Source organism: Actinoplanes sp. NPDC051343 (assembly GCF_044455125.1).
Taxonomy (GTDB): Bacteria; Actinomycetota; Actinomycetes; order Mycobacteriales; family Micromonosporaceae; genus Actinoplanes.
The window spans coordinates 274273-300333 of record NZ_JBITEL010000014.1; the positions used below are offsets into that span (position 1 = coordinate 274273).

Annotated in this window: 20 protein-coding genes and 2 pseudogenes; 11 read left to right on the top strand and 11 right to left on the bottom strand. The window is 70.8% G+C overall.

The window, feature by feature from the left end:
• Nucleotides 1-137: 137 nt before the first annotated feature.
• The 3 genes from ACIA5C_RS38205 to ACIA5C_RS38215 are packed head-to-tail and all read right to left on the bottom strand — an operon-like array spanning nt 138 to nt 3070.
• Entirely contained in the window at nt 138-1136 is a 999-nt protein-coding gene (locus ACIA5C_RS38205) for a glycoside hydrolase family 26 protein (protein WP_396064001.1), read from the bottom strand.
• A 24-nt stretch (nt 1137-1160) separates the two neighbouring features.
• Complete coding sequence (locus tag ACIA5C_RS38210; protein WP_396064003.1) at nt 1161-2408, bottom strand: sensor histidine kinase; 1248 nt, start codon at nt 2406-2408, stop codon at nt 1161-1163.
• Nucleotides 2405-3070 (bottom strand): winged helix-turn-helix domain-containing protein, encoded by a 666-nt coding sequence (locus ACIA5C_RS38215; protein WP_396064005.1) that lies wholly within the window; start codon nt 3068-3070, stop codon nt 2405-2407. Before ACIA5C_RS38215 ends, ACIA5C_RS38210 begins: the two co-directional genes overlap by 4 nt.
• Between ACIA5C_RS38215 and ACIA5C_RS38220 the strand changes: the two genes are divergently transcribed.
• Entirely contained in the window at nt 3069-3392 is a 324-nt protein-coding gene (locus ACIA5C_RS38220) for a hypothetical protein (RefSeq protein ID WP_396064007.1), read from the top strand. The two genes, ACIA5C_RS38215 and ACIA5C_RS38220, sit on opposite strands and share 2 nt — an antisense overlap.
• Here ACIA5C_RS38220 and ACIA5C_RS38225 read toward each other — a convergent pair.
• On the bottom strand, nt 3322-5406 hold the full coding sequence (locus ACIA5C_RS38225) for an MMPL family transporter (RefSeq protein ID WP_396064009.1): 2085 nt from the start codon (nt 5404-5406) through the stop codon (nt 3322-3324). The genes ACIA5C_RS38220 and ACIA5C_RS38225 overlap by 71 nt on opposite strands.
• A gap of 46 nt (nt 5407-5452) precedes the next feature.
• On the opposite strand from ACIA5C_RS38225, the gene ACIA5C_RS38230 reads away from it, so the two are divergent.
• Together ACIA5C_RS38230 and ACIA5C_RS38235 are read left to right on the top strand one after the other, a co-directional pair.
• Nucleotides 5453-5953, top strand: coding sequence for a MarR family winged helix-turn-helix transcriptional regulator (locus ACIA5C_RS38230; RefSeq protein WP_396064011.1), 501 nt, complete (start codon nt 5453-5455; stop codon nt 5951-5953).
• 86 nt (nt 5954-6039) lie between these two features.
• Nucleotides 6040-7401, top strand: a complete 1362-nt coding sequence (locus ACIA5C_RS38235) for an AI-2E family transporter (RefSeq protein WP_396064013.1) — start codon at nt 6040-6042, stop codon at nt 7399-7401.
• A gap of 489 nt (nt 7402-7890) precedes the next feature.
• Here the strand turns inward: ACIA5C_RS38235 and ACIA5C_RS38240 are convergent.
• Both ACIA5C_RS38240 and ACIA5C_RS38245 read right to left on the bottom strand, forming a co-directional pair.
• Nucleotides 7891-8076 (bottom strand): annotated as a pseudogene (locus ACIA5C_RS38240) (short-chain dehydrogenase); the annotation flags it as partial.
• A gap of 266 nt (nt 8077-8342) precedes the next feature.
• Nucleotides 8343-9053 (bottom strand): GntR family transcriptional regulator, encoded by a 711-nt coding sequence (locus ACIA5C_RS38245; protein WP_396064015.1) that lies wholly within the window; start codon nt 9051-9053, stop codon nt 8343-8345.
• A 159-nt stretch (nt 9054-9212) separates the two neighbouring features.
• On the opposite strand from ACIA5C_RS38245, the gene ACIA5C_RS38250 reads away from it, so the two are divergent.
• The 8 genes from ACIA5C_RS38250 to mftD (ACIA5C_RS38285) all read left to right on the top strand — a co-directional run bounded on the left by ACIA5C_RS38250 (nt 9213) and on the right by mftD (ACIA5C_RS38285) (nt 21392).
• Nucleotides 9213-10754, top strand: coding sequence for a beta-N-acetylhexosaminidase (locus ACIA5C_RS38250; RefSeq protein WP_396064017.1), 1542 nt, complete (start codon nt 9213-9215; stop codon nt 10752-10754).
• Nucleotides 10755-10946: 192 nt separating this feature from the next.
• On the top strand, nt 10947-12209 hold the full coding sequence (locus ACIA5C_RS38255; protein ID WP_396064019.1) for a sugar ABC transporter substrate-binding protein: 1263 nt from the start codon (nt 10947-10949) through the stop codon (nt 12207-12209).
• Nucleotides 12210-12215: 6 nt separating this feature from the next.
• Entirely contained in the window at nt 12216-13178 is a 963-nt protein-coding gene (locus tag ACIA5C_RS38260; protein WP_396064021.1) for a carbohydrate ABC transporter permease, read from the top strand.
• On the top strand, nt 13175-14005 hold the full coding sequence (locus ACIA5C_RS38265) for a carbohydrate ABC transporter permease (RefSeq protein WP_396064023.1): 831 nt from the start codon (nt 13175-13177) through the stop codon (nt 14003-14005). The genes ACIA5C_RS38260 and ACIA5C_RS38265 overlap by 4 nt, the downstream gene beginning before the upstream one ends.
• A 31-nt stretch (nt 14006-14036) precedes the next feature.
• The gene (locus ACIA5C_RS38270) at nt 14037-15233 is read left to right on the top strand and encodes a carbohydrate-binding protein (protein ID WP_396064026.1); all 1197 of its coding nucleotides are present in this window, start codon (nt 14037-14039) and stop codon (nt 15231-15233) included.
• 157 nt (nt 15234-15390) lie between these two features.
• Nucleotides 15391-17607 carry a ricin-type beta-trefoil lectin domain protein gene (locus ACIA5C_RS38275; RefSeq protein WP_396064028.1) on the top strand — a complete coding sequence of 739 codons (2217 nt, stop codon included), beginning with the start codon at nt 15391-15393 and terminating at the stop codon, nt 17605-17607.
• Nucleotides 17608-17691: 84 nt separating this feature from the next.
• Nucleotides 17692-20070, top strand: coding sequence for a phosphoenolpyruvate synthase (locus tag ACIA5C_RS38280; protein ID WP_396064030.1), 2379 nt, complete (start codon nt 17692-17694; stop codon nt 20068-20070).
• Nucleotides 20071-20153: 83 nt separating this feature from the next.
• Nucleotides 20154-21392, top strand: a complete 1239-nt coding sequence (mftD, locus tag ACIA5C_RS38285; protein ID WP_396064032.1) for a pre-mycofactocin synthase MftD — start codon at nt 20154-20156, stop codon at nt 21390-21392.
• Here the strand turns inward: mftD (ACIA5C_RS38285) and mftF are convergent.
• The 5 genes and pseudogenes from mftF to mftB all read right to left on the bottom strand — a co-directional run.
• A pseudogene (gene mftF, locus ACIA5C_RS38290) lies at nt 21383-22705 on the bottom strand (mycofactocin biosynthesis glycosyltransferase MftF); the annotation flags it as partial. The gene mftD (ACIA5C_RS38285) and the pseudogene mftF sit on opposite strands and share 10 nt — an antisense overlap.
• The gene (gene mftE, locus ACIA5C_RS38295) at nt 22702-23400 is read right to left on the bottom strand and encodes a mycofactocin biosynthesis peptidyl-dipeptidase MftE (protein ID WP_396064034.1); all 699 of its coding nucleotides are present in this window, start codon (nt 23398-23400) and stop codon (nt 22702-22704) included. The pseudogene mftF and the gene mftE, both read right to left, overlap by 4 nt.
• Nucleotides 23397-24581, bottom strand: a complete 1185-nt coding sequence (gene mftD / locus ACIA5C_RS38300) for a pre-mycofactocin synthase MftD (protein ID WP_396064036.1) — start codon at nt 24579-24581, stop codon at nt 23397-23399. Before mftD (ACIA5C_RS38300) ends, mftE begins: the two co-directional genes overlap by 4 nt.
• Nucleotides 24581-25768: a mycofactocin radical SAM maturase gene (mftC, locus tag ACIA5C_RS38305; protein WP_396064038.1), complete on the bottom strand. Its 1188-nt coding sequence runs from the start codon at nt 25766-25768 to the stop codon at nt 24581-24583. The genes mftD (ACIA5C_RS38300) and mftC overlap by 1 nt, the downstream gene beginning before the upstream one ends.
• Complete coding sequence (gene mftB, locus ACIA5C_RS38310; protein ID WP_396064040.1) at nt 25765-26055, bottom strand: mycofactocin biosynthesis chaperone MftB; 291 nt, start codon at nt 26053-26055, stop codon at nt 25765-25767. The genes mftC and mftB overlap by 4 nt, the downstream gene beginning before the upstream one ends.
• Nucleotides 26056-26061 lie beyond the last annotated feature (6 nt).

The window sequence follows — 26061 nt, forward strand, 5'->3', positions numbered from 1 at the left end:
TGGGGCCGCGGGGCCGGGGGGGCGGCTTTTTGGCCGGCCCACGGGGGGGGTTCGGGGGGGCCAACCAACACCCCCCCCGCCCCCCCCCCCCCGCCCCCCCCCCCCCCGGGGGGCCCCCCCCCCGCCCCCGGGGCTGGTCACGGGTTCATGAAGGGGTCTTTCGCCATCTTCTGGTACGCGGCGAGCGCCGACGAGGACGAGTTGATCTGCCAGTGGCGTTCCTTGTCGACGTCGAACCAGACGATCGCCTTGATCAGCGGGTAGTTGTTCTTCAGCGTCGGGATGATGTTGTTGATCCAGGTGGCCTTGCTGCCGCCGGCCTCGTCGGAGGCCATCTCCGCGATGATGATGGGCTTGCCCTTGGCCGCCAGCTTCGGGTACATGCCGGCGAAGACGTCCCGGAAACTCTGCCAGTCGAAGTCCGGGTCGGAGGTGCCCCAGTTATATCCGTCGATTCCGGTCCAGTCGACGTACTGATCGCCGGGGTAGTAGTTCATCGCCGGCGGGGAGCTCGGGTCGTCCTCGTTGTTGGGGCACCAGGCCCAGACGACGTTGGTGGCGCCGCGCGCCACGAAGATGTCGTGGATGTGGCGCCAGGCGGCGATGTAGGTGGCGGGTTGGTGGCCGCCCCACCCCTCGTCGCCGTTCATCTCGGCCGCGAAGTCGACGAAGAACTGCCGGCCCAGAGCCTTGGCGTCGTCGGCCCGCTTCCTCAGCATCGTGTCGTACCGGCCGTTGACGATGTCGGTGAAGTTGATGTCGTTGGGTTCGACGTTGACCAGCGGGATCCGGCCGTCGGCGAAGTCCGAGGTGTTGACCGACGACTTGACCCAGTCGTCGTTCTTGAAGTCGTAATAGGTCAGATGGACGGCCGGCTTCCGGCCGATCCGCTTGTCGGTCTGCGCGATCGTGCCGTTGCCGTAGTAGTGGCCGAGAAGCGCGCCCTGGGCCGGCACCAGCGGCGCCGTGGCCGAGGCCTGGGCCGGCGCGGTCTTCCGGGCGGGCGCGGTCGTCGAGGCGAACGCGTTGGTCTGGGTCACCGTGACGGCGGTGGCCGCGGCCAGGAACGTCGCCACCGCGGCGGTCCGGGCGGTGCGGCGGGAACGGGGTGGTGTCTGTGGGGGATCGACGGTCATGACGTCAGCGTGGCAGCCGGACCATTAGCGGACGATGACGCGGGGCAGCACCAGCTCGACCAGGGTGCCGGGCCCCGGGGCGGACGCCACCCGAGCGCGTCCGCCGTGCAGTTCGGCCACCCACCGTACGATCGGAAGCCCGACGCCGATGCCGCCGCGCCCACCGGTGACGCGGTCGCCGAAGACCGCTTCGCGATCGCGCGCGTCGATGCCCGGTCCGTGGTCGCGCACCGCAACCCGGCCCTCGGCGACCGACACCTCCACCGTGGACGGCGCGTCCCCCGCGGTGCCGTGCCGCACGGCGTTCTCGACCAGGTTGCGCACCGCCTGCGCGAGCAGGTCCGGGTCACCGAGCACGACGGTCGGCTCGGTCCGTAGCGACACCGACGCACCGCGGGCGGGCAACTCCTCCACGACCTGCTCGACCAGGAGGTCGAGCCGCAGCGGCGTCAGCTCCAGCGGCCGGGCGCCGCTGTCGATGCGGGCCCGGCTGAGCAGGCCGGTGACCAACCGGTCCAGGTGGTCGACCATCCGCACCGCGTCCCGCGAGGTAGTCGCGCCTTCCAGCGCCAGGCGGAGAGTGGCCAGTGGCGTCCGAAGCTCGTGTGCCGCCTCGGCCAGGAACTGTTCCTGCTGGTCCAGCGTCCGCATCGCGGGACGCACGGCCCGGCCGGACAGCAGATGGCCGGCGCCGACCGAGACCAGCATCAGCACCGTGCCGCCGACGACCAGCCAGAGGACCAGCTCGTCGTGGCTGCGTTCCTGCGGGGCGAGGTCGGCCGCGACGAGGACGACGGCCCCGATCTCGTCGGCGTCCCAGACCGGTGCGGTGGCCCAGCGCAGTTCGTGGCCGTCGGGTCCCCTGATCGTCGTGAGCACCGGCTCCTGCTCCCGGACGGTCGCCGACCACAGGTCGTCCAGCCGGCTCACTTGCGGCAGACCGCCCTCGCGCTTCGGCTGCAGCCAGCGGGTCTGCACGTCGCCCGCTCCGATCCGCTGCAGGACCACGGTGACATCCGACGCGGTCGCCAGCTCGTCCTCGGACAGCGGCTCCAGATGCAGAACTCCCTGGTCCATCCAGATCGCCCGGGACAACGCCTCGGCCCGTCCCTTCATCTCCGAGTCGAGCTCGCGGGAGCCGGAGCGGGCGTCGATCGAGGCCGCGATGACCACCAGCGTGACCAGCGAGATCACGCTGACCGCCGCGTACAGCAGGGTCAGCCACCACCGCATCCGCCGCAGCCGCGCCACCGCGGGCCGGGGCGCCGTCACGCCGAACCGCGGATGCGGTAACCGACGCCCCGCAGCGACTCGATCAGATCGGGCGGCCCGAGCTTGCGGCGCAGGTGCCGGATGACCACGTCGACCACGTTCGACGCCGGGTCGCTCATCTCGTCCCAGCACCGCTCCACCAGGTCGCCGCGGGTGACGGCCTCCCCGGCCCGCACCATCAACGCCTCGAGGACGGCGAACTCCTTGGCGGTCAGCGTGAGCAGGACGCCGGCCCGCCGCACCCGGTGGCTCGGCACGTCGAGGGTCAGGTCGGCGACCGTGAGCTCGGGCAGCCGCGGGTGCTGATCACGCCGGCACAGTGCCCGCGTGCGTGCCACCAGCTCGGCCATGGCGAACGGCTTGACCAGGTAGTCGTCCGCGCCGTGCTCGAAACCGGAGATCCGGTCGTCGACCGCGGCCAGCGCCGTCAGCACCAGCACCGGCACGGTCCGGCCGGCCCGGCGCCACGTCCTGATCAGCACGAGCGCGTCGCCGTCGGGAAGGCCACGGTCGGCGATCACGCAGTCATAGGTGTTGACCGACATCTTGAGGTCGGCCTCCGCCCGGTACCGCGCGTGGTCGACGGCGAACCCCAGGGTGCGCAGGCGCGCGGTGATGGCCGGCCCGAGCTCGTGATCGTCCTCCACTACCAGCAGCCGCATGGCCGAGGAGTGTAGAGCGGCCGGCCTCGAGGTCGCCGTCGCCGTCGATCTCCTCGGCGACGGCCGGCATCGTGCGTTCGGCCCGCTGCGCCAGGGCGGTGCTTCGGCGAGCCACTGCCGGGCGCCGGGCGAGTCACCCATTCTCGTGTACGAGGTCATGAACGGCTTAACGGCCCGACGCGACCATGACGTCGATGACGTCGATGACGTCACCGTGGCCCGGCGCAGCGGCTACGCGACACCGTTCGCCTTCACCCACGCCTTCCGCCGGAAGTACGGCGTGCCGCCGGGTCGTTATCGGGTTGACCGATCGGCCCGGTGACCGGTTGGGCGGGCCGGGCCGGCCACCAGAAGCGTTCGCCGAGCAGCAGGGCGATGGCCGGCACCAGCAGCGTGCGCACGAGCAGGGTGTCGAGCAGCACGCCGATGCCGACGATGACGCCGATCTGGGTGAGCACGATGACGGGCAGCACGCCGAGCACGGCGAACACGGCCGCGAGCAGGATGCCGGCCGAGGTGATGACGCCGCCGGTCGCGCCGAGCGCGCGGATCATCGCGGTGCGGGTGTCGCCGCGGGCCGCGGTCTCCTCCCGGGCGCGGGTAACCAGGAAGATGTTGTAGTCGACGCCGAGCGCGACCAGGAACAGGAAGCTGAGCAGCGGCACGCCGGCGTCCAGCGCGGGCATGTCGAGCAGGTGGGTCAGCACCAGGGTGGCGGCGCCCAGGCTGGCGGCATAGCCGGCGATCACGGTGAGCAGGAGCAGCACCGGGGCGAGCAACGACCGCAGCAGCAGGACCAGCACGAGCAGGACGACGGCCAGCACCAGCGGGACGATGACCTTGTCGTCGCGCAGATTGGCATCGCGCTGGTCGAGGTCGGCGGCCGGTGCACCGCCGACCAGGGCGTCGGCGCCCGGGATGTCCGCGAGCGCGGTACGCAGTTCGCGCACGGTCCGGTCGGCCTGCGCGGTGCCCGGACCCGAGGTCAGCTGCACCGATATCTGCGCCAGCCGTCCGTCGTCGGACGCTTCCGGCCTACCGGTTTGCGCGACGCCGTCCACGGCTCTGATGCCGGCGGCCACGGCGTCGGCGGCGCTGCCGGCGCTGATGACGGTCACCGGCTGGGACGAGCCGGCCGGGAAGTGGCGGGCCAGCGCCTGCTGTCCGGTGACCGATTCGACCTTCGTGCGGAACTGCTCGGTCTGCGAGAGCCCGATGTTCGTGCTCAGCAGCCCGGCCGAAAGTCCACACAGGATCAGCACCGCAACGGCCAGCACCGCGGAGGGCCGGCGGCCCACCGCGCGGGCGATGCGGGCCCACCGGCCGGTGTCGCTGGGCTCGGCGGTGCCGACCTTCGGCACGAACGGCCAGAAGACGGCGCGGGGCAGGCTGACCAGCACGGCGGGCAGCACGACCAGGCCGAAGAACAGCGCGACCGCGACGCCGATGGCGGCCGAGATGCCGAGCGTACGGTTGCTGGTCAGCACCGCGGCGAGCAGCGTCAGCAGCGCCAGGATGACGGTGGCGGCGCTGCCGGCGACGGCCGGTGCCGCCGCGCGGAGGGCGCCGGCCATCGCCGCGCGGCGGTCCGGTGTGCGGCGCAGCTCTTCGCGATAGCGGGAGATCAGCAGCAGGGCGTAGTCGGTGCCGGCGCCGAAGACCAGCACCGAGACGATGCCGCTGACCGCGGCGTCGGTGCGCTCGCCGACCAGCCGGGCGACCCAGGGCAGGAGCTTGGCGACCACCTGGTCGGCGACGCCGATCACGGCCAGCGGAGCGATCCACAGCAGAGGGCTACGGTAGGTGATCAGCAGGAGCAGGGCGACGACACCCGCAGTGGCCAGCAGGAGTTTGACGTCGGCCCCGTCGAAGGCGGCCGCGATGTCGCGGCTGAACGCGGGTCCGCCGGTGACCTTCGCGGTCAGCCCCGCAGGCAACGGGCCGGCGGCGACGGTCGCGCGGAGGGCGTCGACGGTCTTCGCCTCGGCGGCATTGTCGAGGCCACCGGGAACGGGGACGATCACCAGCGCCGCTTGGCCGTCCCGGGAGACAACCGGCGTCCTCCCCTTTCCCGCGGCGGCGATGGCGTCCTTGTCCGCCGCGGTCAACGGGCCGTCGCGACGCTCGTAGACGACCACCGCGGCGTCGGTGCGGCCGCTGGGAAACCGGTCTGCGAGCTCGGTGACGCGGGTCGACTGCTTGCCGGCGGGCAGCCCGTCGGCCGGTCCGGGGGCCGGCTGCGCCGGCGAGGTCAGCCACACCAGCGCCGTCAGGGCGGCCGCCACCAGGAGGACCAGAAGCGCACCGGTGCGGCTGGTGACTGCGGCGATACGCATCCGGAATCCTTCGTTTAGTGAAATATTCGTTTCCCGAAACGATAGGATGACGGCTGTGCCGACGCAACCTGCCCGCGACGCCGAGCGCGCCGAGATCGTCGACGACCTCATCGACGCGTTGCGGCTCTTCACTGTCGAAAGCGACGTCTTCGTGGACGTCTTCGCGCGGGCGCACGGTCTCGGCCGCAACGACCTCAACGCGATCATGTGGATCAGCCAGGGGACCCGGAGCGGCCACCCGATCACGTCCGGCGAGCTGGCATCCCGTCTCGGCCTGGGCGCCCCCGCGACGACCGGGCTGGTGGATCGGCTCGAGAGCGCCGGGCACGTACGCCGGGAACGCGACCCGAAGGACCGCCGCAAGGTCACCATCGTGATGGAGCCGCCGGCCCTGCAACTCGCGATCGACTTCTTCGTGCCGCTCGGGCGGTTGATGCACGACACCGTTGCCGGCGTGGACAGTCAGGATCTGCAACGGGCGACCGCGGTGATCCGGCGGCTGATCGGCGCCGTCACCGAGGCCCGGGTGGCCGCGTCCACGTCCTGAACCGCGTTTTCCCGCGACCGCCCGGGGGTAGTCGATAGCTTCCGGGTCTGGCGACGTCCTGCGCCGGCCGGCTTAAGGAGTGCTCTATGGCCTGGCTCGACGACGCCCGGGAACGGGCCCGCACCCGCCTCCGTCAGGCACGCGATGCCGACCAGGTGCCGCCCTTCGCCGGCGACATCGACCCGGACGGCGCCACCCCGGTGGTGATGGTCGACGCGTCCCCGCGGATCGACGACGGGCTTCCCCGGTCGGTGCGGGTCGCCGGCGCCTGGGCCTGGCGGGTGATCCTCTTCGTGGCCGCGATCTACGTGCTGCTGCGGGTCCTCGCTCTGCTGCGCGTGGTGGTCATCCCGGTCGCGGTGGCGCTGCTGCTCGCCGCGCTGTTCCAGCCGGTGACCGCCTGGCTGCGCCGGCGCGGCATGAACCGCTCGCTCGCCGCGGTACTGGTCCTGTTCGGCGCGCTGATCGTGGTGTTCGGCGGACTGGGCCTGATCGTGAACACGGTCGTGGGTCAGGTCGGCGCGCTGAGTTCCCAGGTCGGCGACGGCGTGCAGGAGGTGCAGAAGTGGCTCGCCCGGGGCCCGCTGCACGTATCCCAGCAGCAGCTCAACGACGCTATCGCGCAGTTGCAGCATTCGGTCACCTCGAACCGGGCGGCGCTGACCTCCGGCGCGCTGAACACCGCGACCACGGTGGGCGAGGTCGCCGCGGGCTTTTTCCTGACCCTGTTCACGCTGTTCTTCTTCCTGCGCGACGGTGGCGAAATCTGGCGGTTCCTCTGCCGGCTGCTGCCCGGGCCGGCCCGCGTGCCGACCGCCCGGGCCGGCCACTACTCGTGGCACACCCTGGTGTCCTACGTGCACGCCACGGTGCTGGTCGCCTTCGTCGACGCGATCGGCATCGGCACCGGTGTGGCCATCCTGCAGGTGCCGCTCGCCCTGCCGCTGGCCGCGCTGGTCTTCCTCGGGGCGTTCATCCCGGTGGTCGGAGCCACCGTGACCGGGGTGGTCGCGGTGCTGGTCGCGCTGGTCACCGTCGGGCCGGTCAAGGCGCTGATCGTGCTCGGCGTCGTGATCGCGGTTCAACAGCTCGAGGGGCACGTCCTCCAGCCGCTGATCATGGGCCGGGCCGTGGCCCTGCACCCGCTCGCGGTGATCCTGTCCATCGCCTCCGGGGTGGTCATCGCCGGCATCATCGGGGGTCTGGTCGCCGTGCCGGTCCTGGCCGTGCTCAACACCGGCATCCGCTACCTGGCCCGGCATCCGGAGGGCGCCCCGACCGCCGACCGGGAGCCGCCGGGAACCGAGCCCACCGATGGGCCCACCGATGGGCCAACTGATGGGCCCACTGATGGCCCGGCCGATGGGCCGCCCGACGAGCGGGCCGAGGACAAGCAAGCAACGCCGCCCCCGGCGTACACCTCGGTCGAAGGCCCCGCCCACCCGTAGGCGAGCGGAAAGCGCGTGCCGGTGAGCCGCTCGGACAGTGCCCAGAGCCGCGCGGCGAGTTGTTCGTCGCGAGCGGCCGCGGACCGGTTGATCAGCTCGGGGGCCCCTCGCATGCGTGCGAGGCGACTCGGACCGGTGAAGCTGTCGCCGGGAAGATCGGCGACGGCGGCGTAAAGGACGGGAAGGGCGCCCTGCTCCGGGCTCTGCCCGGCCAGGCGGACCATCAGCCGGGTCACCGGGCCGGACTGGGCGTAGATCTCGCTCCGGACCAGGCCGGGGTGGGCGGCCAGGGCGCGCACCTTGGAGCCGGCGGCATCCAGGCGGCGTTGCAGCTCGGCGGTGAACAGCAGGTTGGCCAGCTTCGACCGGTTGTAGGCCCGGGTTTCGCGGTAGGGGCGGCGTTCGTCGGCGGGGTCGTCGAGGTCGAGGCGGCCCCATCCGCTCGGCCTGCGAAGAGAGTGTCACGACCCGGCCTTCGACGTGCTCCAGCAGCAGGTTGGTCAGCGCGAACGGTCCGAGGTGGTTGGTGCCGAACTGCAGTTCGAACCCGTCGGCGGTCCGGCGCCGGTCGGGCACCGAGATGCCGGCGTTGTTGATGAGCAGGTCGATCGGGCCCACCCAGGCGTCGGCGAAGGCGCGTACGGAGGAGCGGTCGGCCAGGTCGAGCCGGCGCACCTCGGTGCTGCTCGGTCGCGTGATCGCCGCGAGCCCCGAGCTGCAGGAGCGCGAGCTGGTCAAACGGCCGGCCTGGCCGACCGGATCACGGCCGCGCTCCGCGAGCGGGGAACGGCCGAGCCGGCCGCGATCGTCGCCGGCTGGACCGCGGTCGCGGTGTTCTTCGTCGCGCGCAACCGCTGGAACCAGGCGGGCAACGACCGCACGCTGGCCGATCTCATGGCCGAGACGCTGGACACGTTCCTGAGCGCGGCCGTCGTCGCCGGCTAGCCGGAGTTGCGGTCGAACCGCAGGTGGGTGGTGATGCGGTAGCGGTCGCCGCGGTAGATCGAGCGGGTGTGTTCGATGACGCGGCGGTTGGCGTCCCGGGTGGTGCGCTCGAAGAGCAGGGCCGGTGAGTAGGTCGGCACGGAAAGGAGTTCGGCCTCGTGCTCGTCGGTGACGGTCGGCTCGGTGGTCTGCACCGCGTCGGTGGCGACGACTTCGTAGCGCATGCTGAGCAGCCGATAGAGCGAGCCGGACTCGAAGTCGGCCGGGGCGATGCCGGGGACCAGGTCGGCAGGGATGCGGATGTGCTCGATGCCCATCGGCTCGTCGTCGACGATGCGGACCCGGGCGACGTAGAGGACCTCGGTGCTGGGGGAGACGTGCATGCGCTTGCCGAGGCGGGCCCCGGCGGGCTCGGTGCGGAAGATCTCGACGTGGCTGCTCCAGTCGCCCTCGGGGGAGGGCACGCCGAAGTCGTCGGCGGTGCGCGGGGTCAGCTCCTGCGATATCTTGCGGCGCGACGTGAAGGTGCCGCGGCCCTGGCTGCGCTCCAGGAGGCCGTCGCGGGCCAGATCCTCGATGGCGGCGCGCAGCGTCGGCCGGGACACCCCGAGCTGCTCACTCAAGGTGCGTTCGGACGGCAGCAGCTCGCCCGGCTCCCAGGCGTCGATGAGTTGGCGGAGACGCTCCCGTACCTCGACGCGTTTCAAGTCAACTCCTGCGGGTCGGTCCGGCTTCGCCCGGTGAGCATACCAGCGGGCCGATGTTTCTTTACCAATGGTAACCACGCGGCATCTCTCACCAGCAAAGAGGGTGTCGATCTGGCCGTTTGTTGACATTTACCAGTGGTTGAACCAGTCTTCGTTTTCATGCTGATACCGCGGCCTCGCTCCTTCGTCTCCGGCGCCGGGGCGTTCACGTTGAACGCCGGCACCCGGGTGTACGCGCCCGACGCACCCGAGGTCGCCGACCTCCTGCGGGAACTGCTCGGCCCGGCGACCGGGCTCGCGCTCGAGGCCGCCCCGGCCCCCGGACCGAACGTGATCTCGCTGCTGTGCGCCGTGCGGCAGCCGCCGGAGGTGGAGGGCTACCGGCTGTCGGTCAAGCCCACCGGGATCGTCGCGACCGCGGCCGGCGCCACCGGCCTGCGCTGGGCCGTGCAGGCGCTCCGCCAGCTCCTGCCGCCCCAGGTGTACTCACCGGAGCGCGTACTTCAGGTGGCCTGGACCGTGGCGGCGGCCGAGATCCGCGATGCGCCGCGGTTCGGCTGGCGGGGCCTGATGCTCGACGTCGGCCGGTGGTACAAGCCGATCGGCTGGCTGCGCTCGATGGTCGACCTGGTCGCGATGCACCGGATGAACATCCTGCATCTGCACCTGACCGACGACCAGGGCTGGCGTTTCGAGGTCCGGCGGCATCCGCGGCTGACCGAGGTCGGTGCGTACCGGCTCCAGTCGCCGCTCGGGCACGCCAAGGACGGGGTCGGCGACGGCCGTCCGCACGGCGGCTTCTACACGCAGACCGAACTGCGCGAGCTGGTCGCGTACGCGGGCCGGCGCGGGGTCACCGTCGTACCGGAGATCGACCTGCCCGGGCACACGCAGGCCGCGATAGCGGCCTATCCGGAACTGGGCAACCGGCCCGATCTCCCGCCGGAGGTCTGGACCGGTTTCGGTGTCAGCCGGCGGATCCTCAACGTCGAGGACGCCACCGTGGCGTTCTTCCGCGACGTCCTCGACGAGGTGATCGACGTCTTCCCGGGGCCCTGGATCCATCTGGGCGGCGACGAGGTGCCGGCCGACGAGTGGGCGGCGAGCGCGGGCGCCCGGCGGCGGATGGCACAGCTCGGCCTGGCCCGGCCGGAGCAGCTTCTGGGCTGGTGGGTCGACCGGATGGCGGCCCACGTGCGGGCCCGGGGGCGCCGCGCGGTGGTCTGGGACGAACTGGTCGGCCAGGTGCCGCCGGAGACGGTCGTCATGGCGTGGCGGGGCGAGGACCGGGTCGCGGAGGCGCTGCGGGCCGGTCACGACGTGATCGCCACTCCGCACACCACGACGTACCTGAACTATCCGGCCGCGGACGGCGACGGTGAGCCGCTGTCGATCGCCTCCCGGCCGTCGTCGGTCTTCCACGGACCGCTCAGCTTTGCCCAGATCCACGCGTACGAGCCGATGCCGGCGCCCGGATCGTCGGTGCTGGGTCTGCAGGGCAACCTCTGGGCCGAGTACGCGCCCACGCCCGCCCGGGCCGAGTACGACCTGATGCCGCGCCTGGCCGCGATCGCCGAGGTCGGCTGGGGTGTGCAGGGCGACGTGCAGGGTGTCGAGGCGGTGCTCGACCGGCACCTGGAACGCCTTGACGCGGCCGGGATCGGCTATCGGCGACCTGCCCGAATTACCATTGGTAAATAGGCGTCGGGGCGTCCATAGCGGAGCTGAGCAGCTCATTTATGCCTGCGTGCGACCGGAATCGACGGTAAATGCAGCGTATCGAGAGGCTTGACTTTTCCCAAAGGTTAGGCCACGGTGTTCCCCATTGAGAGAGCGCCCATGCCCGATGGTCATTGCCATCGACGGCCTGGCATCACATAACGGGAGAACGCCATGAAGCACTCTCCGCTCCGACGCCCACTCGCCCTCCTCCTCGCCGTGTCGAGCATCGGCCTCGCCGCGGCCTGCGGCTCCTCCAAGGAGGGCGGCAGCGGCGGCGACGGCGCCACGACCCTCACCGTGTGGCTCATGAAGGACTCGGCCCCCGACGCGGTGATCAGCCAGATCAACGCCGAGTTCCACACCGCGCACCCCGACGTCACGGTCAAGCCGGAAATCCTCGACTGGGACGGGCGTGACGTGAAGTGGAAGACCGCCCTGGCCGGCAACAACCCGCCGGATGTGCTCGAGATGGGCAACACCGACGTGCTGTCCTACGCCACGTCCGGCGCCCTGGCCGACCTCACCGGGAAGACCTTCGAGAACTCGTCGACCTGGCTGCAGGGGCTCAAGGAGGCCGGCACCTACAACGGGAAGCTCTACGGCGTCCCCTACTACGGCGGCGACCGGGTCGTCATCTACCGCAAGGACATGTGGAAGGCGGCCGGCCTGACGGCGACGCCGACCACCCTCGCGCAGCTGCAGACCGACGGCCAGAAACTGGCCGCCGGCAAGGGCAACGACTTCTCAGCCATGTACTTCCCCGGCCGCTACCAGTACGCCGCGCTCCCGTTCGTCTACGACACCGGCGGCTCGATCGCGGTGCAGAACGGTGACAAGTGGACCGGCAACCTGTCGTCACCCGCCTCGCAGGCCGGGCTCACCAACTGGGCGAGCTTCGTCAAGGCGGTCTCGCACGCGCCGGCCGACGTCGACGAGACCAACATCCCCGACGTCTTCGGCCAGGGTCACACCGCGATGATCATCGGTCAGGGCTGGATGGTCGGCTCGATCAGCAAGACCTACCCGAAGATCGCCGACCAGATCGGCGCGTTCCCGATGCCCGGTACGAACGGCCCGATGCCGGTTTTCCTCGGCGGTTCCAACCTGGTCGCCTCGGCGGGCAGCAAGCACGCCGACCTGGCCTACGAGTGGATCAAGATGATGGCCGGTGACAAGTACCAGGGCATCCTGGCCGGCAACGGACTGCTGCCCAACACGACCAGCCTCTCGGCCAAGGTCACCGGCATCACGGCGACCGAGCTCGCGGCGGCGTCCAAGAGCTGGTTCACCCCGACCTCCCCGAAGTGGTCCGATGTGGACAACTCCAAGACGCTGATGGACATGTTCCAGGCGATCGCCTCCGGGCACGCCACGGTCGCCCAGGCGGCCAAACAGGCGGACGACACCATCAATCAGAAGCTCGCCGGCGCCTGATCCGCCATGACGAGCACCGGCTTCGAAACCCAGGCCGGGCCGACCGCTGCCGGGAAGGCGGCGGGGCCGCCCCGCCGCCGGCCCCGGCGGCGGGGACGGGCCCTGCCCTACCTGCTGCTGACACCGGCCGGCATCGCGGTCTTCGCCACGCTGCTGTACCCGGTCGGCACGATGATCCTGATGTCCTTCCAGCGGGAGAACCTCGGTGACCTGATCTCGCGCACGACGACGTGGGTGGGGCTGGACAACTACCGCGAGGTGCTGACCGACCCGGGATTCTGGACGGTCCTGCCGCGTACCCTCGGCTTCGCCGCGACCTGCGTGGCGCTCACCCTGCTCGTCGCCACCGGATGCGCGCTGCTGCTGCAACGGGCGTCGGTGTGGGCGCGGACGGTGCTCTCGATCGGCATGGTGGTCGCCTGGGCGACGCCGGTCATCATCGGCGCGGTGGTCTTCACCTGGCTCTTCGACCCCGAATTCGGCGTGGTCAACTATCTGCTGTCGAAGACCGGGATCTGCGCCTGTCAGCACCACTCCTGGTTCGCCGACCAGTGGAGCGCGCTCGCCGTCCTGGTCGTGCTGGTGGTCTGGGGTGCGGTGCCGTTCGCCGCGTTGTCGCTCTACGCCGGTCTGCTGACCGTGCCGCCGGAGCTGCCCGAGGCGGCCCGGGTCGACGGGGCCGACGGCGTACTGATCTTCCGGCGGATCACCCTGCCGCTGCTCCGCCCGATCTACGCGATCCTCATCGTGCTGTCGGTCATCTGGGACACCAAGGTGTTCCCACAGGTCTGGCTCACCACCAAGGGCGGCCCGTACCAGGGCACCGTCATGCTCGGCGTCTACATCTACAACAAGGGCATCAACGACTCGCAGTTCGGTGTCGCGTCGACCATCGCGGTGCTGATGACGGTCATGCTTCTGGGGCTCTCCTGGGTCTACATGCGTACGATGCGCGAGGAAGCCCGATGAGCGCGCGGCGCGCCCGGCGCGCGACCGTCAACGCCGCCTGCGTGGTTCTGGCGATCCTCTTCGTCTCCCCGGTCTACTGGATGATCGCGACCGCGTTCAAGCCGGACAGCCAGATCAAGCAGTACACCCCCTCGTTCCTGCCCTGGCCGCTGGACTTCTCGCACTTCCACCGGATCTTCGCCGACAGCGCCTTCTACACCGGCCTGCGCAGCTCGCTGATCGTCACCGTCTCGGTGGTCGTCGCCGGCACCCTGGTCGCGCTGCTCGCCGCGACCGCGCTGGCCCGCTTCCAGTTCCGCGGGCGGGCCGGCTTCATCCTCGCCCTGATCATCGTCCAGATGATCCCCGGGGAGGCGCTGTTCATCCCCTTCTACCTGATGCTGCGCAACATCGACCTGCTCGGTCACCTGCTCGGCCTGATGCTCGTCTATCTGTCCTTCACGGTGCCGTTCACGACGTGGATGCTGCGGGGCTTCGTCGCGTCGATCCCGGTCGAGCTCGAAGAGGCGGCGTCGGTCGACGGCGCGACCCGCTGGCAGTCGTTCTGGCGCATCCTCTTCCCCCTGGTCGCGCCCGGGCTGCTGGCCACCTCGATCTTCTCGTTCATCACCGCCTGGACCGAATTCACCTACGCCTACGTGCTGGTGAACGACTCGGCCCACTACACCCTGCCGGTCTACATCCAATCCTTCATCGGCCGTAACGGCACCGACTACGGAGCTCAGATGGCGGTCGCGACCGTCTTCACCCTCCCCGTGGTCGTGTTCTTCCTCCTTGTTCAACGCCGGGCAGTCGCCGGCATGAGTGCGGGCGCCGTCAAGGGCTGACCCGCATCCCCCCTCAAAGATGGAGTTCCCCATGCCACTCCCCAGAAAGGCCGCGATGGCTGTCCTCGCGGCCGGAACCCTGACCGCGGCCGGTGTTCTGTTCGCCACCCAAAGCGATGCCGCCACCGCGGCCGCCTCTTGCGGCACCTTCTACGATGACTTCAGCTACAACTCCCGAACCGACGCGGCGTTCACCGGCAACGGCTGGGTGGCCCGCAGCGAGTCCGGCGGCCCCGGTGTCTCGGGCGCCAGCTGGTCGGCCGACAACATCACGTTCCCGACGGTGGACGGACAGAAGGTCGCCCAGCTGACCTCGTCCACCGACGGGTCCTCCTCCGGGACCGTCCAGTCCGAACTGCGCACGGCCCAGCTACGGTTCCAGGACGGCACCTACGCCAGTCGCATCAAGTTCCAGGACACCCCGGCGAGCGGCAGCGACGGCGACCACATCAACGAGACGTACTTCGTCATCGGTCCGCCGCAGCGCTACAACTACGACCCGCAGTACAGCGAGCTCGACTTCTCCGAGTACCTGCCGAACGGCGGCTGGGGCGCGGCCGGCCCGATCGACTACGAGACGAGCTGGAACGGCTATCAGGAGGACCCCTGGGACCCCCGCAACGCGCACTCGTCGCAGAACCAGAGCCTCGACGGCTGGCACAACCTGGTGAGCCAGGTCGGCGGCGGCCACGTCAAGTACTACATCGACGGCACGCTGGTCGGTGACCACACGGTCGACGACCAGACCCACAGCCTGCCGGTCTATCCGCGGGTTCCGATGACGCTGAGCTACAACCTGTGGTTCATCGACACGGCCGGGCACACCAGCGGGACCAGCACGTACAAGGAGTCGGTGGACTGGACCTACTACGCCAAGAACGCCACCCTGTCGCCCGACCAGGCCGTCGCCCAGGCGACCGCCGTCCGCGGCTCCGGCGCGAGCCACCAGGACACGCTGGACTCGACGACGTGTTCCACCACGCCGCCTACTACACCGCCGACGACCCGGCCGACCAGCCCGCCCACGACCGCGCCGACCACGGCGCCGACCACTGCTCCGCCGACCGGGCCCGCAAATTGCGCCAACGCCCCGGCCTGGAACTGGTCGACGGTCTACCTGGCTGGTCAGACGGCCACCCACAACGGGCACCTATGGCAGGCCAACTGGTGGACCCAGGGTTCCGAGCCGGGCCTGACCGCCCAATGGAAGGACCTCGGCCGCTGCTGACGGCCGTTCAGAACCACCGCCGGGCATCGATGCCCGGCGGTGGTTCGGGCAGATGCGGGTGTACGGGCAGGTAGGTGCCTTGACTCTCTTGAAGCATCGTAGAAACACTTATGAAACTTTATTGAGAGCGCTCTCTCCCCGAGGGAAGCAGGCCCGCATGACAACTCATCCCCGATGGCGCCGCCGTGGGTTACTGGCGACGCTCGTGCTGGTCGTGGTCGCCGGACTCGGCATCGCCGGTGCCGACCAGTTCGCCTCGGCCGCCACGATCACCGGCAACACCATCGCCGGCCCGGCCGGCAAGTGCGTCGACGTCAGCGGCGACGACACCGGCGTCAACGGCACGGCGGTCCAGCTCTGGGACTGCCAGACCACCAGCGCCGACCAGCACTGGACCTGGACCGGCACCGCGCTGACCACCATCGGCCGCTGCCTGGACGTGGCGAGCGGGGGCACCGCCAACGGTACCCAGCTTCAGCTCTGGGACTGCAACGGCAGCGGCGCGCAACAGTGGGCCCAGCAGGCCAACGGCTCGCTGAAGAACCCGCAGTCCGGCCGCTGCATGGACGCGCCGAGTGGCGCCACCGCCAACGGAACCCGCCTGCAGATCTGGGACTGCAACGGCACCGGCGCCCAGACGTTCACCGTGGGTACCTCGACGACGCCCCCGCCCACCGGCCCCTGCCCGACCTACTCCGACACGCCGGACTTCGGGCCGAACGTGCACGTCTACGACCACTCGATGTCGGACGCGGCCATCCAGTCCTCCCTGGACAGCGTGTTCAACGCGCAGAAGGACACCAACTCGGCCCAGTTCGGGACCCGTCGCGACGCGGAGATCTTCAAGCCCAGCACCACGCCGTACAACGTCGGCGCGAACATCGGCTTCAACACCTCGATCCTCGGTGCCGGCCAGAACCCCGACGACGTACGCATCAACGGTGCCGTGACGGTCGACGCGTTCAACGCCAGCGACGCCGGCAACGCGACCCAGAACTTCTGGCGCTCGGCCGAGAACCTGTCGATCAACACGCTCGGCGGCACCGACCGCTGGGCCGTCGCCCAGGCCGCGCCGTTCCGCCGCATCCACGTGATCGGCGGCCTCAACCTCTACCCGGCCAGCTACGGCTGGGCCAGCGGCGGCTACATCTCCGACTCGAAGGTCGACGGGAACACGGAGTCCGCCTCCCAGCAGCAGTGGTACACCAAGGACAGCACGCTGGGCTCCTGGAGCGGCTCCAACTGGAACATGGTGTTCTCGGGCACCAACGGCGCTCCCGCCACCAACTTCAACACCGCGGCGGCCGGACCGCGCTACACGACGCTGGCCACCACGCCGGTGTCGCGTGACGTGCCGTATCTCTACATCGACTCGGCCGGCAAGTACCGGGTGTTCCTGCCCTCGCTGCGCACCAACGCCAGCGGCCCGAGCTGGGCCGGCGGCAGCACCCCGGGCACGTCGCTACCGATGAGCAACTTCTACGTCGCGCACGCCGGTGACTCGGCGGCCACGATCAACACGGCGCTGGCCAACGGGTGCAACATCTTCTTCACCCCCGGCATCTACCACGTCAACCAGACGCTGCACGTGACCAAGGCCAACACGGTCGTCCTGGGCATCGGCTACCCGACGATCATCCCGGACAGCGGCGTCAACGCGATGGACGTCGCCGACGTGGACGGCGTACGCCTGAAGGGTCTGCTCTTCGACGCCGGCACCACCAACAGCGACACGCTGCTCAAGGTCGGCCTGGCCAAGTCGGGCGTTTCTCACGCGGCCAACCCGGCCACGGTCCAGGACGTGTTCTTCCGGATCGGCGGCGCGGTCGCCGGCAAGGCCAACAACAGCCTGGTCGTCAATACCAACAACACGATCGTGGACCACACCTGGGCGTGGCGGGCCGACCACGGCAGCGGCATCGGCTGGACGTCGAACACGGCCGACAACGGCCTGACCGTGAACGGCGACAACGTGCTCGCGACCGGCCTGTTCGTCGAGCACTACCAGAAGAACGAGGTGGTCTGGAACGGGGCCAACGGCAAGATCATCTTCTTCCAGAACGAGATGCCGTACGACCCGCCCAACCAGGCCGCGTGGATGAACGGCTCCCAGAACGGCTACGCGGCGATCAAGGTGGCGGACAACGTCACCACGTTCGAGGCGTGGGGGCTGGGCAGCTACTGCTTCTTCAACGTCAACAACGCGGTGTCGTCGGCTCACTCGTTCGAGGTGCCGGCGGTCGCCGGAGTGAAGTTCCACGACATGGCGGTCGTCTCGCTCGGCGGGGTCGGCACCATCTCGCACATCATCAACAACACGGGTGCCGCGGCCAACTCGAGCAACAACAACTCGTACCTGGTCAACTTCCCGTAACCCCACCTCAACATATATCGGACATAGTGGCTTGCCGCAAGACCCCCCTCCGGGCGCACAATCGTCGGCCGGAGGGGGTTTTCCATGGTTGAGCAGTACGTGATGGACCTGGCCGATGCGACGGAGATCGCGCTGGTCGGAGGGAAGGGCGCGGGCCTGGGCTCGCTCATGCGGGTCGAGGGGGTGCGGGTGCCCGCCGGCTTCGTCGTGACGACGGCCGCGTTCGAGCGGGTGGTGACGCCGGCAATCGAGGGTGTCGACGCGGGGGCGATCCGCGGCACGATCGAGGACCTGGAAATGCCCGCGGATCTCGCCGCGGAGATCGCCGAGGCGGTCGACGCCACCGCTGCCTACGCGGTGCGGTCCAGCGCCACCGCCGAGGATCTGCCGACGGCGTCCTTCGCGGGCCAGCAGGACACCTATCTGAACGTGCGCGGCGCCACCGCGGTCGTCGAGCACGTCGTCCGCTGCTGGGCGTCGCTGTTCACGGACCGGGCGGTGGCCTACCGGTCGCGGAACGGTATCGACGACCGGTCGGTGCGCATGTCCGTGGTCGTGCAGCGGATGGTTTCTGCGGAGGCCTCCGGCGTGCTGTTCACGGCCGACCCGGTAACCGGCAACCGCACGGTGGCCACGGTCGACGCCGTGCCGGGGCTGGGCGAGGACCTTGTGTCGGGGCTGGTCAATCCGGAGGCGTACCGGGTGCGTGACGGCATCATTGCCGCCGGCGAAAGATCCGTGCTGACCGACGGTCAGATCTTGGAGCTGGTACGCCTCGGCCGCCGGATCGAGGCGCATTTCGGCCGCCCGCAGGACATCGAGTGGTGCCGCGACGCGGACGGCTTCGCGATCGTGCAGAGCCGCCCGATCACCACGCTGTTCCTGATTCCGGCCTCTATCGACGGTAAGAACCGCGTCTACCTCTCGGTCGGCCACCAGCAGATGATGACCGACGCCATGAAGCCGCTCGGCATCTCGATGTGGCAACTCACCGCGATGGCGCCGATGCTCGAGGCGGGCGGCCGGCTGTGGGTCGACGCGACCCGCCAGCTGGCGTCGGCGTCCGGCCGTGGCGCCTTCCTCGACATGGTCGGCCGCGGTGATCCGCTGTTCCGGGACGCGCTGGAGACGGTGGTCGAGCGCGGCTTCGTCCCGCTCGAGGAGGCGCCGGACGCGGCCCGCCCGCGGATGCCCGGGGGAGCGGTCCCGGCCGAGGCCGACCCCGCCATCGTGCCCGAGCTGATCGGCCGCAGCGAGGCGTCCCTCGAGGCGCTGCGGCGCGACATCAAGGGCAGGACCGGGCCGGAGCTGTTCGCCTTCCTGGACGAGGCGTTCGCGGAGCACAAGCGGCTCCTCGCCGACCCGCTCAGCATGCAGGCGATCATGGCCGGGATGGGCGCCACCTGGTGGCTCAACGACCATCTGGAGGAGTGGCTGGGCGAGAGGAACGCGGCCGACACGCTCACTCTCTCCGCCCCCGGCAACATCACCTCCGAGATGGGGCTGGCGCTGCTCGACGTCGCCGACGCGTTCCGGCCCTTTCCGTCGGCGCTCGACGATGTCGAAGGCGACCTGCCGGACGGTCCCCGCGAGGCCTTCCACGCCTATCTCGACCGGTACGGCATGCGCTGCGCCGGCGAGATCGACATCACCCGGCCACGCTGGAGTGAGCGCCCGTCCACGCTGGCCCCGCTGATCCTCGACAACATCAAGCTCTTCGAGCCGGGAGCCGCCCGCCGGCGCTTCGAGGACGGCCTCCGCAAGGCCGAGAACAAAAAACAGGAGATTCTCCGGCGCCTTCCGGCTCCTCGGGCCGCCGAGGCCGTACGCGTGATCGACCGGCTGCGCGCGTTCATCGGCTACCGGGAGTACCCCAAGTACGCCATCATCGCCCGCTACTTCGTCTACAAGCAGGCCCTGATGGCCGAGGCCGACCGGCTCGTGGCCGCGGGCCGGCTGGCCGACCGGGAGGACGCCTTCTACCTCACCTTCCAGGAATTGCGCGATGGCTGGGACGCCGGGCTGATCGAGCGGCGCAAGGACGAGTTCCGCGCGTACCAGCAGCTCACCCCGCCCCGGCTGATCACCTCCGAGGGAGAGGTCATCTCGGGCGAGTACCGGCGCGACGACGTACCGGAGGGCGCGCTGGCCGGCCTGGCGGTGTCGCCCGGAACCGTCGAGGGCCGGGCCCGGGTCATCCTCGACATGGCCGACGCAGACCTGGAAGCGGGCGACATCCTGGTCACCGCGTTCACCGACCCCAGCTGGTCACCGCTGTTCGTCGCGGTCGCGGGCCTGGTGACCGAGGTCGGCGGCCTGATGACCCACGGCGCCGTGATCGCCCGCGAGTACGGCCTGCCGGCCGTGGTCGGCGTGGCCGGCGCGACCCGGCTGATCGCCGACGGGCAGCGGATCCGGGTGCACGGGGCCGAGGGCTACGTCGAGATCTTTCCTCCGGTGTAGTGAGTCGCCGGCGCCGCCGATAGTTATGGCACCTGGTGCCAAATCGCGTATGCTCTCCTCAGGAGCGGGGAGGCGACTGCGGCATGGCGAGCACACGAGACTGGTTCGAGACGGTGGCCGAGGCTCAGCGGCGGGCGAAGAGGCGTCTGCCGAAGGGTGTCTATCTGGCCCTGGTGGCGGGGGCCGAGGCCGGCGTGACCATGGAGGACAACGTCGCCGCATTCGGCGAGTTGCGCTTCCGGCCTCACGTCGCCGACCTTCCGGCAACGCGGAGCCTGGGCACCACCGTGATGGGTCTGGACGTCAGCATGCCGGTTCTCATCTCGCCCACCGGTGCCCAGGCCGTCCACCCGGACGGCGAGCTCGCGGTCGCGCGGGCGGCGGGCGACGCCGGCACCGCCATGTGCCTGTCCTCGTTCGCGTCCACGCCGGTGGAGGACATCGGTCGGGCCACCGGCAAGCTGCTGTTCCAGTCCTATTGGGTGGGTGGCCGCGACGAGATCCTCGCCCGGGCCGAACGAGCGCGTGCGGCCGGGGCCACCGGGCTGATCGTCACGGTGGACTGGGTCTTCGGGCATCGCCGCGACTGGGGCAGCCCCTGGATCCCGGACCAGCTCGATCTCCGGGCCATGTGGCGGTACGCGCCGCAGGTTCTGCCCCGGCCCGGCTACCTGTGGTCGTGGCTGCGCAGCGGCCACCGGCCCGAGCTGGGCGTGCCCAACCTGGGTGCCCGCGATGCGCACGTACCCACCTTCTTCGGTGCGTACGGCCAATGGATGGGTTCGCCGCCGCCGACCTGGAAGGATCTGGCCTGGCTGCGGGAACAGTGGAACGGCCCGTTCATGATCAAGGGCATCACCCGGCCGGACGACGCTCTTCGGGCGATCGACGCCGGTGCCACGGCGATCTCCGTGTCCAATCACGGCGGCAACAACCTCGACTCCACCCCGGCCAGCATCCGCAACCTGCCCGATGTGGTGGACGCCGCCGGCGATCAGGTCGAGGTGCTGATGGACGGTGGCATCCGCCGCGGCGGCGACGTGGTCAAGGCCATGGCTCTGGGCGCCCGGGCCGTCATGATCGGCCGTCCGTACCTCTGGGGTCTGGCCGCCGGCGGCCGGCGCGGCGTGACCAACGTGCTGGAGATCCTGCGCAAGGGCGTCGACGAGACTCTGCTCGGCCTCGGCCGGTCATCGGTTCAGGACATCGAACGCGGCGACGTCGTGGTTCCCGACGGATTCCGGGACGGCGTCCGCAGCCGCGGGAGCAGCGCCGCCGCGGAGCGTCCGCGCATCGCCGACCACCACACGCCGGTGCCGTAGGCGAGGTCGTCGAGGCGGTGCGCCAGCCAGAAGCGAGGAAGGTCCAGGTCGATACGGCCGTTCGCCCGCTCCAGCACGACGTCCGCGACGGCGGCCACCGCGGCCGCCCGCCGCACCCGCCGGGAGAACAAGCAGCCCACGGCGGCGGCCGGCCACCAGTGGCGGGTGATCAGGGCGCCGGTCTGTAACAATGTGCCGGCCGCGCCGCCGGCGGTCAGCCGCAGGGCCAGACCGGCCGATCCCTCGACGTCCAGCCGGCGGGCGATCCGGACCGCGGTCATCCCGCCGATCACCGCCGCCACGGGCAACGACCACCGGCGCTGGGCGAGCAGCGCCACGGTCAGAGCGGCGCTCCACGGCGCGACGATCGCCGGGGCCACGGATCGCGGATGCCGTACGGCCAGGGGGTGCGCACCGGTGCCGTACTGGAGTTTGCGGACGAACCAGTCGCCGAACCCGGCCCGGTGCTCGTGTGCCGCGGCGACCGACGGCTCGAATCGGACGCGCCCGCCCCGGGCGACCGCCCGCCAGCCGAAGTCGACGTCCTCGGCGATCCGCATGCTCTCGTCGAAGCCGTCACCGATCGCCGCGACGCGGGCGACCGAGCAGGCGGTGGAGGCCCAGGAGACGTACGATCCCGGGCGCACCGACGCGGGCCGCGCGCCCAGGTCGAGGGAGCCGCGCGAGTTCTCGTACCGTTCGATCCAGGTCCGGGGCCCGGTCGTGCGCAGCCCAGTGATCCGGGGGACCGCCACCGCCACGCGCGGGTCGTGGAAGTGCTTGAGCAGCGTCGGCACCGTGTCGGCGGCCAGCACGACATCGGAGTCGACGAACGCCACGAACGGCGTTCGGACCTGCCGCAGGCCCGCATTACGAGCCCCGGCCGGCCCGGCGTTGCGGGGCAGAGCGATCAGGCGGGCACCGTGCCGTGCGGCGACCGCGGCGATGCCGGCCCGGTCGGCCGAGGCGTCGTCCACCACGATCACCTCCTCACCCCTGCCGATGCCGGCCAGCAGGCGATCGAGCGGCCCGGGGCGGTCGCGCACCGGGATGACGTACGTACATCGGGGATCGGGGTACGGCGGCACCTCATCGACGTGCGGATGCGCGATTCCCAGTTCGAGGAGGCGATCGGCGAGCCGGGCGGTCGCCCGGTCGCGGACCCGCAGAGTCCGGCCGGTGAACAGGTCCCGGGCCCGCGGCGTCAGCCGGATCAGGTGGGTGGTGGGCGCGCCGCCGAGCAGGGCACGACCCCGGTCGACGACTCGGGTCCGCTGGTCGAGAACGACGACGAAGCCGTCCGGCAGCATCATCCCAGCCGGCCCCGGGAGTCCGGATCGAAGGCCGCCACGCGGTCGGCCGTCATGCCGACCAGCGCCTCCAGCAATGCCCGGCCCTCCGCCGCACCGGCGCCGCTGGGGTCACCGAGCACGCCGTTCGCCGCGACCGCGCGAACGCCCTCGGCCACCAGCCGCGGCATCAGATCGTCGAGCGGGCGGGTGTTGCCGGCGGCCGCGTCGGCCCGACGGACCTCCTCCGGAGCGAGGTGCAGCATGACCGAGGTCTCGGACCGGCCGGCATGCGCGTCGCCACCGGGGAACACGCAGGGCGTCCAGGCGACGGCGTGACCTTCGGCGCGCATGGCCGGTACGGCGTCGTCGAGCGTACGGACGTTGCCGCCGTGGCCGTTGACGAAGACCATCCGGCTCGCCCAGAGCGCCAGTGAGCGTACGGTCTCGACCAGGACGAGCCGCAACGCGTCGTGACCGATGGAGATCGTGCCCGGGAAGTCCGCGTGCTCGCCGCTGTTGCCGAAACTGATCGCGGGGGTGACCAGCACCGGGCCCGGCAGGCAGGACGCGACCCGGTCGGCGACGGCGCGGGCGATGACGGTGTCCGTGGTGAGTGGCAGGTGCGGGCCGTGCTGTTCGGTCGAGCCCACCGGCACCAGCACGAGAGCGCCCGGCGTGGGCACCCGCGGCCAGACCGTACGGGCGAGCGCGGTCATCGGCCGGCCCCCGCGGTCCGGGTGAAGCCCGGCGGGACGAAAAGGTCGTCCGGGCCCAGGTCGGCGACGGATGAGTGGCCCAGTCCGAGCACGGCCGAGTCGAGGCCGCCCCGGATGATGTCCAGGACGTTCTCGACGCCGGCCTGGCCGTTGGCGGCCAGGCCCCAGAGGTACGCCCGGCCGATCAGCACCGCCCGGGCGCCGAGGGCCAGAGCCTTCGCCACGTCGCCGCCGCGCCGGATGCCGCCGTCCAGAAGCACCTCGACGTGGCCGCCGACCGCCTCGGCGATCGAGGGCAGCAGCCGGATCGTGGCCGGGGTGGTGTCGAGGTTGTTGCCACCATGGTTGGACACCGACAACGCGGTGACGCCCGCGTCGACCGCGCGCCGCGCGTCGTCGACCCGGCTGACGCCCTTGAGCAGGAACGGCCCGTCCCACTCCCGGACCAGCCAGGCGATGTCGTCCCAGGTCGGCGGCGGGGTCCGCATCCACTCCCGGTAGGCGCCGAAGAAGGCCGGAGCGGCACCCCCGGCGACGGCGAGGTTGGGCACGGTGAGATCGGGCCGGCGGCCGGCCCGGGCGAAACTCCACAGCCAGCCGGGATGCGGCAGCACACCGGGGGCCGATCGGAGCATGGTCCGGAGGTCGACCTTCTCCGGGATGGCCGGGCTGCCATGGTCCCGGCCGTGGGAGAACGACCAGTCGAGAGTGGCGATGAGTGCCCGGCATCCGGAGGCCCGCGCCCGCCGCACGAGGTCCCGCATCCGGTCGCGGCCGCCGATCCAGTGGACCTGGAAGGCGGTTCGCGGGTTGACCGCCACGACCTCCTCCATCGGCCGGGAGGCGAACAGGCTCAAGCTCATGATCACGTCTCGGGCGGCGGCGGCGCGAGCCACCGCGACCTCGCCGTCGGGGTGGACGGCCTGGACCCCGGTCGGTGAGATCAGCACCGGCATCGACGCCGGCAGGCCGAGCACGGTCGTGGTCAGGCGACGCTTCGCGTGTTGGCCGGCGACGCGGGGCGCGAAACCGAGTTCGGCGAACGCGCCGACGTTGTCGGTGACGGTGCGGCCGCGTTCCGACCCGGCGAGCAGGGAGTCGTAGACCACGGACGGGAGACGCCTCCGGGCCCGGCGCTGGGCCTCGGCCACGGTCTCGAACCAGGGGTTACGCCACGGCATCAGCGGAGGTCCGCGCCGGCCAGTGGCGACTCCTCGCACGCGCTGACCGGGGGATGCGCGAGATCGTCGCGGCGGGACAGCGTCAGGCGTACGGCCGGGCGCGAGTGGTCGCCGGACGGCTTGGGGACGCGGCCCCGGTTGACCAGAAGCGACTCGCCGTGGCCCTGAACGCATTCCGGATCCGGCCCGTCCAGAGGCAGCCCGGTGAAGAACTTGGCCGCCATGCACCCGCCCTTGCAACTGTCGTAGAAGGAGCACGAAGAGCACGCCCCGCCCTGCTGCGGCTCGCGCAGCCGCCGGAACAGGGCCGAGTCACGCCACACCCCGGCGAAGCCGTCCACGTCGCGGACGTTGCCGGCCCGGAACTCGTCGTGGATCGCGAACGGGCAGGCGTAGACGTCGCCGACCGGATCGATCAGGCAGACCACCCGGCCCGCGCCGCACAGGTTGAGCCCCGGAAGCGGGTCACCGAACGCGGACAGATGGAAGAACGAGTCGCCGGTCAGGACGCCGTCGCCGTGCGCGACCAGCCAGTCGTAGAGCTCGCGCTGCTGGCCGGGCCGCGGGTGCAGGTCGTCCCAGACGTCGGCGCCGCGACCCGAGGGGCGCAGCCGGGTCAGCCGCAGCTGAGCGTGGTATCGGTCGGCGATCTCCTTGAACGCGTCCAGCTGCGGGATGTTGTGCCGGGTGGAGACCACGGAGAGCTTGAAGTCGCGCATACCGGCGTCGGCCAGGTGGCCCATCGCGCGCAGTGCCGTGGCGTACGAGCCGCGCCCGCGGACGGCGTCGTTGACCTCGGCGGTCGCCCCGTCGAGCGAGATTTGCACGTCGACGTAGTCGTTCGTGGCCAGCCGCCGGGCGACCGGCGGCGTGATCCGGACGCCGTTGGTCGAGAACTTCACCCCCACGTGGTGGTCCGTGGCGTAGTCGAGCAGCTCCCAGAAGTCGGCGCGGGCGGTCGGCTCCCCGCCGCCGATGTTGACGTAGAACACCTGCATGGCCTCGAGCTCGTCGATGACGGCCTTGGCCTCCGCGGTGGTGAGCTCACGCGGGTCCCGGCGTCCGGAGCTGGACAGGCAGTGGGTGCAGGACAGGTTGCAGGCGTAGGTGAGCTCCCAGGTCAGGCAGATCGGAGCGTCGAGGCCGTACGTGAACAGGTCCACCAGGCGCTCGGGGCGTACCGTCATGCGGCCGGCCTCCGTTCGGTGATCATGGATGAGCGCGCGAGCGTGGTCAGCGCCCGTGCGTAACGGGTGATGTCGTCGTCGCCGACCCCGGCTGCCCGGCAGGCCGCTCGCGCGGTCGGCGCGGCCGCGAGGCCGCGGACGACGGCGAGCAGCGCCGGATCCTTGAGAAAGGACAGTTTGCGGGTGCCGAAGTGGTAGAGCAGCGCGCCGAAGGGCTCGGGCCGCACCGAGACCTGCGGATGCAGGTCCCAGGCGCGGTCCAGATCGAAGTCCGGTGGCGTAGGCATCCGGAT

Coding starts and splice junctions, on each gene's coding strand:
- ACIA5C_RS38235 (WP_396064013.1), top strand. CDS start 6,040: ATGGCCTGGCTCGACGACGCCCGGGAACGGGCCCGCACCCGCCTCCGT.
- ACIA5C_RS38265 (WP_396064023.1), top strand. CDS start 13,175: ATGAGCGCGCGGCGCGCCCGGCGCGCGACCGTCAACGCCGCCTGCGTG.
- ACIA5C_RS38260 (WP_396064021.1), top strand. CDS start 12,216: ATGACGAGCACCGGCTTCGAAACCCAGGCCGGGCCGACCGCTGCCGGG.
- ACIA5C_RS38225 (WP_396064009.1), bottom strand. CDS start 5,406: ATGCGTATCGCCGCAGTCACCAGCCGCACCGGTGCGCTTCTGGTCCTC.
- ACIA5C_RS38230 (WP_396064011.1), top strand. CDS start 5,453: ATGACGGCTGTGCCGACGCAACCTGCCCGCGACGCCGAGCGCGCCGAG.
- ACIA5C_RS38275 (WP_396064028.1), top strand. CDS start 15,391: ATGACAACTCATCCCCGATGGCGCCGCCGTGGGTTACTGGCGACGCTC.
- mftE (WP_396064034.1), bottom strand. CDS start 23,400: ATGACCGCGCTCGCCCGTACGGTCTGGCCGCGGGTGCCCACGCCGGGC.
- mftD (WP_396064036.1), bottom strand. CDS start 24,581: ATGCCGTGGCGTAACCCCTGGTTCGAGACCGTGGCCGAGGCCCAGCGC.
- ACIA5C_RS38280 (WP_396064030.1), top strand. CDS start 17,692: ATGGTTGAGCAGTACGTGATGGACCTGGCCGATGCGACGGAGATCGCG.
- mftD (WP_396064032.1), top strand. CDS start 20,154: ATGGCGAGCACACGAGACTGGTTCGAGACGGTGGCCGAGGCTCAGCGG.
- ACIA5C_RS38270 (WP_396064026.1), top strand. CDS start 14,037: ATGCCACTCCCCAGAAAGGCCGCGATGGCTGTCCTCGCGGCCGGAACC.
- ACIA5C_RS38205 (WP_396064001.1), bottom strand. CDS start 1,136: ATGACCGTCGATCCCCCACAGACACCACCCCGTTCCCGCCGCACCGCC.
- ACIA5C_RS38255 (WP_396064019.1), top strand. CDS start 10,947: ATGAAGCACTCTCCGCTCCGACGCCCACTCGCCCTCCTCCTCGCCGTG.
- ACIA5C_RS38220 (WP_396064007.1), top strand. CDS start 3,069: ATGGCCGAGGAGTGTAGAGCGGCCGGCCTCGAGGTCGCCGTCGCCGTC.
- mftB (WP_396064040.1), bottom strand. CDS start 26,055: ATGCCTACGCCACCGGACTTCGATCTGGACCGCGCCTGGGACCTGCAT.
- ACIA5C_RS38250 (WP_396064017.1), top strand. CDS start 9,213: ATGCTGATACCGCGGCCTCGCTCCTTCGTCTCCGGCGCCGGGGCGTTC.
- mftC (WP_396064038.1), bottom strand. CDS start 25,768: ATGACGGTACGCCCCGAGCGCCTGGTGGACCTGTTCACGTACGGCCTC.
- ACIA5C_RS38215 (WP_396064005.1), bottom strand. CDS start 3,070: ATGCGGCTGCTGGTAGTGGAGGACGATCACGAGCTCGGGCCGGCCATC.